General features: G+C 57.2%; 9 protein-coding genes and 2 pseudogenes. 2 read left to right on the forward strand and 9 right to left on the reverse strand.

Annotated elements, in window-relative coordinates; translation table 11 throughout:
- Positions 1–75: 75 nt before the first annotated feature.
- Together nifD and nifH are read right to left on the reverse strand one after the other, a co-directional pair.
- Positions 76–1,578 (reverse strand): nitrogenase molybdenum-iron protein alpha chain, encoded by a 1,503-nt coding sequence (nifD, locus tag BN77_RS29030; RefSeq protein ID WP_007539044.1) that lies wholly within the window; start codon positions 1,576–1,578, stop codon positions 76–78.
- A 111-nt stretch (positions 1,579–1,689) separates the two neighbouring features.
- Positions 1,690–2,583 carry a nitrogenase iron protein gene (gene nifH / locus BN77_RS29035; protein WP_007539047.1) on the reverse strand — a complete coding sequence of 298 codons (894 nt, stop codon included), beginning with the start codon at positions 2,581–2,583 and terminating at the stop codon, positions 1,690–1,692.
- Between the two features lie 746 nt (positions 2,584–3,329).
- Between nifH and BN77_RS35330 the strand changes: the two are divergent.
- Positions 3,330–3,516: pseudogene (locus tag BN77_RS35330) on the forward strand (IS66 family transposase); the annotation flags it as partial.
- Between the two features lie 22 nt (positions 3,517–3,538).
- Here BN77_RS35330 and BN77_RS29045 read toward each other — a convergent pair.
- The 6 genes from BN77_RS29045 to BN77_RS29065 all read right to left on the reverse strand — a co-directional run bounded on the left by BN77_RS29045 (position 3,539) and on the right by BN77_RS29065 (position 9,264).
- Positions 3,539–3,811: a hypothetical protein gene (locus BN77_RS29045; RefSeq protein ID WP_007539051.1), complete on the reverse strand. Its 273-nt coding sequence runs from the start codon at positions 3,809–3,811 to the stop codon at positions 3,539–3,541.
- Positions 3,812–3,819: 8 nt separating this feature from the next.
- Positions 3,820–3,957 carry a hypothetical protein gene (locus BN77_RS33880; protein WP_157224562.1) on the reverse strand — a complete coding sequence of 46 codons (138 nt, stop codon included), beginning with the start codon at positions 3,955–3,957 and terminating at the stop codon, positions 3,820–3,822.
- Positions 3,958–4,930: 973 nt separating this feature from the next.
- Entirely contained in the window at positions 4,931–6,019 is a 1,089-nt protein-coding gene (locus BN77_RS29050; protein WP_007539055.1) for an LLM class flavin-dependent oxidoreductase, read from the reverse strand.
- Positions 6,020–7,003: 984 nt separating this feature from the next.
- Complete coding sequence (locus BN77_RS29055) at positions 7,004–7,546, reverse strand: nuclear transport factor 2 family protein (protein WP_007539058.1); 543 nt, start codon at positions 7,544–7,546, stop codon at positions 7,004–7,006.
- A gap of 222 nt (positions 7,547–7,768) precedes the next feature.
- Positions 7,769–8,011 (reverse strand): ferredoxin, encoded by a 243-nt coding sequence (locus BN77_RS29060; protein ID WP_028748982.1) that lies wholly within the window; start codon positions 8,009–8,011, stop codon positions 7,769–7,771.
- A gap of 35 nt (positions 8,012–8,046) precedes the next feature.
- Positions 8,047–9,264, reverse strand: a complete 1,218-nt coding sequence (locus BN77_RS29065; RefSeq protein WP_007539060.1) for a cytochrome P450 — start codon at positions 9,262–9,264, stop codon at positions 8,047–8,049.
- A gap of 437 nt (positions 9,265–9,701) precedes the next feature.
- Here BN77_RS29065 and BN77_RS32915 point away from each other — a divergent pair.
- A pseudogene (locus BN77_RS32915) lies at positions 9,702–9,935 on the forward strand (RNA polymerase factor sigma-54); the annotation flags it as partial.
- A gap of 45 nt (positions 9,936–9,980) precedes the next feature.
- Here BN77_RS32915 and BN77_RS29070 read toward each other — a convergent pair.
- On the reverse strand, positions 9,981–10,673 hold the full coding sequence (locus tag BN77_RS29070) for a nitrogen fixation protein NifQ (protein ID WP_028748980.1): 693 nt from the start codon (positions 10,671–10,673) through the stop codon (positions 9,981–9,983).
- Positions 10,674–10,813: the final 140 nt, after the last annotated feature.

Genomic DNA, 10,813 nt, shown 5'->3' on the forward strand with positions numbered 1-10,813 from the left:
CGAGACGTTTCAGGTTTCCCGCGGATCAAGGGTCGCGGGCGTTCATCTGCCCCCTGCTCCTGGGAGGCCAGTTTCTTATTCGGCCGCTACCGCCATCGGCGGCGCGACTTTTTTCTTCCACGGGGCGTCGTAAAGGTCCCAGACAGGATTGTTGATGGCCAGATCCATGTCCCGGGCGAAAATGGCGAAGCCGTCATAGCCGTGATACGGTCCGGAATAATCCCAGGAGTGCATCTGACGGAACGGGATGCCCATCTTCTGCACCGGGTACTTCTCCTTGATGCCGGAACCAACGAGATCAGGGCGGATCCCCTCGATGAACTTTTCCAGCTCGTAACCGGTTACGTCGTCATAGATCAGCGTACCCTTGTTTACGTAATGGCCGGTGCGCTGATAGTCATCGTTGTGGGCGAACTCGTACCCGGTGCCGACGATCCTCATGCCGAGGTCCTCGTAAGCCGTGATGACGTGGCGAGGGCGTAGGCCGCCCACATAAAGCATCACCGTCTTGCCTTCGAGGCGCGGCTGGTACTTGGCGATGACCGCATCGACCAAGGGTCGGTACTTGGCGATGACAGCCTCGGTCTTGTCGACGATTTCCGGCCCGAAATGCTTAGCTATCTCGCGCAGAGAGGCTTCGATCTGGGAGGGACCGAAGAAGTTGTATTCCATCCAGGGAATGCCGTACTTTTCCTCCATGTGCCGGCAAATGTAGTTCATTGAGCGGTAGCAGTGAATGAGGTTGAGCTTGGCCTTCGGCGCCCGCTCCACCTCAGCGAGCGTTGCATCCCCCGACCAGTTGCCGACCACGCGTAGTCCGACCTCCTCCAAGAGAATGCGCGTAGCCCAGGCGTCGCCGCCGATATTGTAGTCGCCGACGACGTTAACATCGTAAGGGCCGGCCTCGAACTCCACTTCCGTCTTGTCAAAAACCCAGTCGCGGATCGAGTCGTTGGCGATGTGGTGACCGAGCGACTGCGATACGCCGCGGAAGCCTTCGCAGCGCACGGGCACGATCGTCTTTTCGTGCTCCTTGGCTTTCTTGCGCGAGACGGCCTCAATGTCATCACCAATCAGGCCGATCGGGCATTCGGACTGCACGGAGATGCCCTTATTCAGGGGAAACAGTTCTTCTATCTCGTCGATGACCTTTTCAAGCTTCTTGTCACCGCCGAAAACGATGTCCTTTTCCTGGAAGTCTGAGGTGAACTGCAGCGTCACGAACGTGTCGATGCCCGTCAGGCCGACGTAGTAATTGCGGCGTTGCGACCAGGAATAGTGACCGCAACCTACCGGCCCGTGTGAGATGTGGACCATATCCTTGACCGGGCCCCATACCACGCCTTTGGAGCCGGCATAGGCGCAGCCTCGGATCGTCATCACGCCCGGAATGGACTTGATGTTCGATTTGACGTCGCATTCGGAAAGGGCCTTTCCCTCTTGGCCCGGCTGGTCGCCGCTGGTTGCGACGCTGAGGTGCTTCTTGCGGCGCTTCGCCGACTTGTCCGGATATTGTGACAGCACTTCCCCTATAAGCTTCTCATGGAGAGCGCTGTCATTTTCGTAATCAAGGCTCATGGGCCTTTGCCCCCTTTCAAGGTTCGGATAACGCCCCGCCGGCGAGGCATCGTTCGTGGAAGGGCGCGCCGGGTGGTCCAATGGGCCGGCGCGCCCTGTCGACAGCGGCGATTATCGGGCGGCCGCCACCGTCGCTTCCTTGGCCTGAAGTTCGGCAAGCATTTGCTCGTCAGTCTTCATGATGCCGAAATCAAGCAGCATGTCCTCGAGCTCCTCCATGGTGATCGGAGTCGGAACGGTGCCTTGGCCCGAATTGGCATGGATCTTCTCGGCCAAAGCGCGATATTCCCCTGCCTGCTTGGAGTCCGGCGCGTACTGGATCACGGTCATCTTCCTGAGTTCGGCGTGCTGGACGATGTTGTCACGCGGCACAAAGTGGATGAGCTTGGAATTGAGTCTGGCAGCCAGCGCCTCAGAGAGGTCGAGCTCGCGATCCGTCTGGCGCTCGTTACAGATCAGGCCGCCGAGCCGCACGCCGCCTGAGTGGGCATATTTCAGGATGCCCTTGGCGATGTTGTTGGCAGCATAGAGCGCCATCATCTCGCCGGACATGACGATGTAGATCTCCTGAGCCTTGTTCTCACGGATCGGCATCGCGAAGCCGCCGCACACCACATCGCCGAGCACATCATAGGAGACGTAGTCGACATCGTCATAAGCGCCGTTCTCTTCGAGGAAATTGATCGAGGTGATGACGCCGCGGCCGGCGCAGCCGACGCCCGGCTCCGGACCGCCGGACTCCACGCACTTGATACCTTTGTAGCCGGTCTTGAGCACGTCCTCGAGTTCGAGGTCTTCCACCGAACCTTCCTGTGCTGCGAGATGCAGAACCGTGTCCTGTGCTTTCGCGTTCAGGATCAGGCGGGTGGAGTCGGCTTTGGGATCGCATCCGACGATGAGGATTTTCTGCCCGAGGTCGACGAGCGCCGCGAGCGTATTTTGAGAAGTGGTGGACTTGCCGATGCCCCCTTTGCCGTAGAATGCGATTTGACGCAAATCTGACATATTGCCTTCCTTCCTTCGTTCCATCCATCGCGAGTGCCGGTCGACAGTTCCCGCCTCGCAATAAATAGTTTCAATACGCGTGCCAATTTTGTTTGACCGGGGCGAAGGAAAGATTCTTTTTTGTTTTTCAGCTACTTAGTGCGACCAATATCAAGAGATTTGGCTAAACAAGCCTATGTCGCTGACCGGACAAAACCCACAGACGGTTGTCGACATGGCTTACTTGAGACCGCTGTAGGTCGATCTCGCGGAGAGAGGACGACGACTGACAGCGAGATAAAGGAGCTTTCAAATGGCGACAATCGCACATCGAAGCTTCCCAATGGAGAAAGGGGCGTAGCTTACGATTCCGCAAACACCGAGGGAGATCGAACGCGAACATGAATTTGATAGGTACCTGCGCTGAACGTCTTTTTCGGGTGTAAGACGACATCGGGCAGGTTGCGCCCTCTTCGGGCGCGGCCCAGGAAAGGCGCGACGATAATGGCTCAGCAGCCGCGTCCGCGAAGGTACGCCAGATAAGAAATGTCGCTCGAGCCTATTGCGTCCCGCAGCAGCGGCAGCCACTTTCCAGCGAAGGCGAGTAAGCCCAAGCCTTGGTCGATCGGGCTACAGAGGCTCAAAGACGGCAATCAGCTGACCAGCCCGCCCGAGACGCTGCTTACGCAGCTGGGCTCTGAATGCGTGTCTTATATCGAGGCCAACCCATTTCCCGCGCGGGAGCAGACGAACCTTGCGTCCGCTGTGAAGCTATCCGCGCTGCGCTCTCACACTGGGTCGGGTTGACCCGCTCCATCGACGACGGTCGCATCGAGAACGAATATCACATCGTCGAACGCTCGATGCTGCGGATCGCCCTCAACAGGAAAATCCCTCTTCGCCGGTTCCAACGCCGCGACCGAACAATGGGCAACCATTCCTTCGTTGATTGACCCTCAGTCTCCGACTCAGAGCCTCAGCTCTCTTCAATGAGTCCGCAGCCAGCAAGGGCTGAGACATAATCGTACACGTCACCACCGGTGACGTCATACCGTTCTGCCTTAAGCTCGCTCAGTATTCTCCGCATTGTATGTTCGCCGTCGAGTTTTGAAATCATAACGGCGACCCAAGGCGGAGGAGACTGGATGAGCTTTTTTGATTTTCCGGGGATCTTTCCGACGCAGATACTCCCGTCCTCTGCTACCAACACCTGATGAGAACGCTTTAATAAAGGTTTAAAGTAATTCACGAGGTGCCTCACTCAAAAACGAGGGTCGACTTCGCCACAGGTTTACAGCCTGGACAAGCACAAAGTCGCCTTTGTTGCAGTATTGACTCTTTTTCGCCAATAGCAAAAATGCGCTTCTCAAGGTCCGAAAATACAATGTCGTTCATGCTCCTTTCCTCTCTTCCTTAAGCCACATCATAGTTGGTGACATTTCGAGCGTATCAAGAAAACATCTTTTTTGACGCGGCTTCGCGAGGGGCCAGACGGTTGCGATGGAACACTCCTGCACTACGCTTGACCGTTTCGGCCGAGCACTTGCTGACACCAAGCTCACATCCCTCGCCACGAGGAGACTCAAAAATCGTGCCAGCTGCGCACAGAGCTTGGAAAACGTTTTTGTTCAATGGCTTAAGCGAGGCTGCATCAGCAAGCTGGTCGAATAGTATCGTGTCGCGGATTCGACCAACTCGGCAGCGCCGCGTCCTCCTCCGTGCCGATCAACCGGAAGCCGAGGGGAAGCCGTCGAGCAGCTTGAGCGCTGGTTGAAATGGCACTTGCGCGTGACCTCGAGGCAGGCGCAAGCGGCGGGCCTTGCGCGGGCTGCTCGCCGCGGAAAACGATATCTAGAAAGCTGAAAAAAGCCCACGTAGCAGCCACGTATGATTTGCATTGTCGGTGTAATCAATTACCGGGCAGTTCACGTCGAGCGCGATAGCGCTGGACCTCCGGAAGAATGACGCCGGTGAGGAGCGTCGCCCACCGAAATCGAATTCGCCATGCCCGACCGTGTCGCCACCATAGTCACATGAGGCTCTGTCGTCATGTAGGCGGCGAGCGTCGTTTTGCGCCACAGGCTGCCTCTCGGGTTTGCGGCATCCCGCCAGAACCTGTTAAGGTATCGACCGCGGCAGGTAATCAGGGTGACCTTGGCCCGTCGAAACTCGCTGCCAAGCGTGTCGCGGTCGCCCCTCGAGCCGCGGCCCACCAAAGTTTGGCAGAGTTCTCGCCGATTGATTGGCGTACCAGACAATGGCCTTCTCGCCATCGATGTCTTCGAGCCAGGGACTTGGATCATTTTCGGGCATTTAGCTTCGGGCGAGGTATATTTCGGTCAAGATCCGAACTACTTCGGATCGAAAATCACTCCGTCGTCCGAGAAGGCGGCAATTCTGTCACTTCGGGCCCATGACCTAGCGACTTGTTGACCTCCGGGATGATCTTGTCTCCCCAGAGCTCGATTTGCCGCAGCATCGTCTTCTGGTCGAAATCTCCCAATTGGGTCTGAATAGCGATCTGGTTCGGTTTCAGGATGTCTATCTCTTCCAACAGCCGATCGATCACATGATTCACGCTACCGATCGGCAGGTTTTCGCGCATCGTCTCGAAGGACAGGTCCTGCTGCGTCGGCGTTTCATGCAGCAGATAGCCATCTAGGCTTTGCTGACGGCGCAGAAGAAGGGCTTCGGACAAGCGGCGTTGGAAGCGGGCATTATCGAGATAGCTGTTGATCTCCGCCTCGTCGTCGCTGGCATAGCAGCAGCGCAGCAGCGATATCTTGGCGTCCGTAACATTCTTACCTTTTGAAACTGCTGCTTTCTCGATGCTTTCGCGCAGCGTGCTCAAAGTGTCCAAGCCGTCGTGGAATGCTGTGACGAAGAGATTGTGTCCCTCACGATAAGCTCGGCCCATGCTGTATCCCGTCGCTGTCGCGATCCAGATTGGCAGTGTTGGCTTCTGGGCTGTGCGCACCGAAATCGCTGTTGGAGGTATCTTCTCATACCGCCCGTCGTGCTCGAAAATCCTCTGATTGAGACCCTTGAGAAGGATGTCCAGATATTCAGAAAAGACAGACGGCGCCTCATTGACATTGACGCCAAAGCGCTCGAACTCGAACTGCTGGTATCCCGAGCCGACGCCGAGCTCGAGCCGGCCGTTCGAAACAATATCGGCCAATCCGATCTCGGAGAGCAGGCGAAGCGGTTGATAGAGCGGCAGCACACAGACCGCGGTGCCGAGGCGAATAGTGCTTGTCAGTGCGGCGCAGTGCGCCACCATCATCAACGGCGACGGAATTAGGCTGTAATTGTTGAAGTGGTGCTCGGCGAACCATGCGGTGTTGAAGCCAGCCTGCTCCGAAACGACTGCCTGTTCGATGGAGTTGCGGATGACCTCGTGGGACGATTGATGATAGCCGCGCCGAGCGGCCAAGAGGAATGTCGCGAATTCCATGGTGTTTCCCTGTTTACGGCAGATTAGCGGTCACGGGTGCGCCAGCCTTGGTAGCGGCGTAGCCGATTATCCTTCCGCAAATCGCTTGCCATTCGACGATCACAGGCGCGCACAGAAGACCTCGAACGACTCCGTCTCCAATTCGGAGCATTTCGCTCATCGATGGAGACGCCACCCTCGATCCCGAACCGCGCTTCGGGAGAATCGCGCAGCTGGATCTGTTCGCGTCTGAATTTTTGGCCTCGATGAGCCGCAGCCAGCCACGTGGAAAACAGTCGAAATCATTCTTCGGCCTCCGCTAAATCTTCTGTGTTCGTCGACGAATCCCGCATCCCCGGACGAGGTCCAACGTCCACGTAAAGCGTTGAGCAGTTGATGTATATGCGTCAGACGATGCCAGGAAAACGCTGTGTCAGCGACCTCTTCCGGCTGTCCCAGCTTTCCGTCGGGATGCACGTCTGATTGATGTCCAGTCGATGTTGCCGAGCTTTACCAACTGGGCGACACCAGGCGTGTGGCTGTAGCCAGGAGCGACGGTGGCTGTCCCGATCAGGTTTACTGCCAAGACGCGTTGGAAGGCGCCCATAGTCGTGTCAACGGTCGCGGCCATAGTGGGCCCTATGGCGTTGTTGACGAGCACGCCAACTTGGCCAAATTGTGCTTCAATCCGTTCATGAATCGCAAGAGATTCTCCTCTCGCGCGACATCGAACTTAAAGCCCAGATGCGGGTCGCCGAGACCACGGGTAAGCTCAAGCACGCCGCTGCCAGGAGGTCCACGGCGAGGACAATATCTCATCACCGGCAAGGACCTCGACCCAGAGCCCGACCGATCCCGCCTGCGGCGCCTGTGATGATGATGATATGTCTTGCTTGTTTCATGGGGGCAACCTCGCGCCATGGATCCTAATGATCCGTCGCGGTACTGCAGCACGTCGCGCTGGCAAGGAGTTTCCGTTTCAGTAGACGTTGTGCGTTCCATCGATCAAGGCTCACCTTCATTTATGCAGCGCTTGCCCAGAGTGTAGACCGGGTCATCTGGATGCAATCCTCCGATCGGCTGCCGGGGGCCGAACCGCTCCTTCTCGGATGCCGCGGACAGGCTCTGTTCCTCGACCAAATCATAGACCACCGTCCGTTCGGCAATTCGCCAGTCCCCTCCCCTCTTCTGAAATAGATCACAATATCGACCGCAGATGAGGACCTGACGTAGCGTCCCGACACCGTCCGGGGCGCGTTGCAGTGCGGCGAAGTAGCTCTCGACAGCGGCCTCTGCCGGGCTAATGAACTCAATCAAAATGTTCGTGATCTGATGGATGTTGCGCGGTCCGGTCTTGAAGACGCCCAGCGCGAACTCAACGAAGCCCTCTGCCGAGCCTGAATAGGCCCCGTGGCTGTCATGCGCATCGGGCCAGTAGGAACCCCGTAGCGCCGCCTCATCCGCGCGGTCTATTCCGCGGCAGTACCGATAGAGACAGTCGCGGATCGCCTCGCGGTCGAGCAATTCGGTAATTTTCTTGTGCTTCATCGCTTCGTCGCAAATCTGAGATTGGAAGAGGCGTTTTCGCGTCTAGTTGCGCACCCGAGGTTCGACTGTTCGGCGGTTTACGCAGTCGCACTGAAGGCAAACCCTCCTGCCGCTTGGGCCTGCATGCGAAACAGCTGCCGTAGAAGTTGACCCAGTGGCGTAGCTGAACGGGTACGGTGTCTGGACAGAGACCAGCGCCGTCATATACCGGTGACGTTCAATTTAACTCCCGCAGTGTTGATTGAACAAAAGGCGATCAAGCAATACATCGGAGGTGCTATCGATTTCCAGCGCACGTTCGGGGCAGGATCGAGCGCCTCGTGACGCGAGCAGTTCGTCTTTCTCCTCAACATCGATATCACCGGGCAGTATGTAGCCGTCGTCATTAAGGTTGAAGATGTGGGGCGCTTGCGCCCAGCATCGAGCATGACCTTGGCATTTGGCATTGTGGACGATGATGCGCATGCGGTACCTCTATATCTGTGTCCCCGCGCCAATGGTCAGGACCAGTCCAGGATTAGATTCTCGATTCCGAACACATGACCGCCATAGGTGATGGGCGCCGTACCTTCCTTGATACGGAAGTCGGGGATGCGAGACAGCCACTCCTCCAGGCAAATGACGATCTCCCGCCGGGCAAGGTGCGAGCCAAGACAACGATGGGGACCGTAGGCAAAAGCGGTGTGGCGATTGTCTTCTCGCGCCAAATCGATCGTGTTGGGACATTCGAATTCCGCGGGGTCACGATTCGCAATCATCGTGGCGCAGGAAATATAGTCCCCCTTACGGATCGGCGCGCCTTCGAAATCGATATCTTTCGTTGCTACGCGGATCATCTGCACTGTCGAATAGGCGCGCAGCAATTCTTCGGCTGCGAGCACCGTTCGACCCGGTTCACTCCGCAGCAATTCCTGGTCTTTGGGATTGCGCGCGAGATAGGCCAGGTCAAAGCCTATCGCCGTTGCGACTGTATCGAGTCCCGCGACGAACAGAAGCACGCCAATGCCGCGGATTTCCTGGTCTCTTAGCGGGCGGCCATCCACCTTTGCCTGCACGACGAAGGTCATGAAATCGTCGGCCGGTACCTTGCGACGCATGGCTGCAAGTTCGTCGATAAACGCCAGAATTGTGCGAGCGGCTGCTATTCGTTTGATGCCGTCGCCGTGGAGCAGATCCTTCCCCCAGCCGACAAATGTGTCGAGTCGCCCATCGGATAAGCCCAGAAAACGAAGGAAGATGCTGACCGCAAAAGGAAAGGCTAAATCCTTCATCACGTCGCAACTTGTGCTCGACGCGGAGATCATGTCGATCAGCGCGACCGCACGCTCACGGACAGCCGGTTCCAGTGCCATCACCCGCTTGGGCGAAAGCAGCGGATTGAGGAGTGAGCGAAACAGGCCGTGCGCAGGGGGGTCGAGTTCAAGCGGGATCAACGGCCAGTTTTCGCCGAGCGCGGAAGCGAAAAGGCTGCGATGGCTGGAAAAGGTTGCGGTGTCTTGCAGCAACCTACGCTGATCTTGGGCACGAGTGATGACCCAGGTACCTCGGCCATCGCGCGTGTTGCAGGGGGAATAAAAGATTGGCGGCCCATCATGGACGCAAGCGACAGCTAAATGCGGATCCCCGTTTTTAGTGCGTTGCATAGCAGGAGACGTGAACAGGCTGAAGTCCCTTACCATTTCGGGCGGGACATGATCCGGAACTGCGTTGCTCACCACTAGGTTTCTCCTGTCAGCAAACCACCCACCAGGCTGCGCGGCGCGGCGCGTTGCTCATCCGACAATATTGTAAGCCCCTCGCCGGGATACGACTTTCTCGGTGAAGAGCGTGGCTTGGTCGCTGGCCCAGCGATCGACACTCGTATTCCACGGGTTTTGCATCCCACCGATAGGTACGATGTGACGCAGACCTGAATTGTTACTTTCCTTCGTTCTCATCCGTAGCGGTCACTGACGAAGTGAATAGATCGACAACACTCGCAGCCTCGATCCAAAACTCATGCCAATTTGACTCATCGAGCCGAGATACCAATTTTGCCATTGCTTTTTCGGTATTTAGCCTGAGGCGAAACAAAGAGATTGGCTGTGCTAGCCTGTGTCGTGCCAGACAAATCGGACAAAGATTTGGACGCGCGTTTGAAACGAGAGTTGGTTAGTTCGCAGTCGCGATCCCTGCCGACACGCACTCCGCCGAAGCTGTCCGCCATCACATAAAGGCGATGATTGCCCCAGAAACGCTCGATGATGTGCTTTCCGACGAGGGGATCGTTGCCCGGCTCAAGGAAACCGGCATCTCCATCGCTCGCCGCACCGTCGCAAAATATCGCGAGGTGATGAACATCCCCTCGTCCGTGCAACGCCGCCCGGAGAAGCGCGCCGGTTTGTGTTGATGACGGCTAAGGCATGACGCTCTCATACCTTTGACGGAAGCGTTCTTAACCTAACTCGATCCCTTCCTTGGTCAGTGCGAGGCGGCTGTTGCCTTCCTCTGCGCCGAAGCAGTCTTTGAGATCATTGCACTCCCGGCAACTGGGCGCGGTACACAGCGAAAAACCTTCAGCCTCGCAGAGCTTGCGGTAGAGGTACTTCTTCCATCTCATCTTTTGGGTATTGCCGGACGCCAGCTTCGGGAAATGTGTGGCAAGCAAGCGGCTGAGCTCGGCCTGGTTGGAGAGGCCGAGGTCCTGCCAGAGATGGTCGTTGCGTAAAGCACGCCGGGCGATGATCTTGGCAAAGCGGGCGCTCGTAATGTCGTCCGCGCGGGCATGCGCCAGCAGCATGCCGCGCAGAAGTTCTTCCTCCGGGCCTAGCGCGGGATCGCTCACCTTTTCTAGGGAGAAGGTCGGGGCAAGCCTTTCGGGGAAAAGGCGGGTTAGGATATCGTGCAAATCGGCACGCGAAAGGCCGGTTGCCTCGGTCGCCGTCGCCTCGCCAGCATCGATTTCCTCCAGCGCGCGCGAAAAGACACAGGCAAGCACATATTCGTCGAAATCCACCTCCACGTCCATCCGCGGCAAACGCCCGGTGCTGGACGACTGGCGTCGTCGCCGATTGGGCTGGTTGGACATTCTGACTCCGTGGGGGATGCCCTTTTCCCAAAAACCGCGCATCCGAGGCTTATCTGACATTGGGCTTACGTTCCTTCGTTCCATTGGTCGATGTCATATCGGTCGGCTCCCGCCGCTTTGTGACGAAGGGGAATTCAAGAATTGTGCCAGCTCGCAAACGAAGCTTTAGAAAGCAATTTATCCAGCTTTCCCAACGACCT

It is taken from the genome of Rhizobium mesoamericanum STM3625, from assembly GCF_000312665.1.
Taxonomy (GTDB): domain Bacteria; phylum Pseudomonadota; class Alphaproteobacteria; order Rhizobiales; family Rhizobiaceae; genus Rhizobium; species Rhizobium mesoamericanum.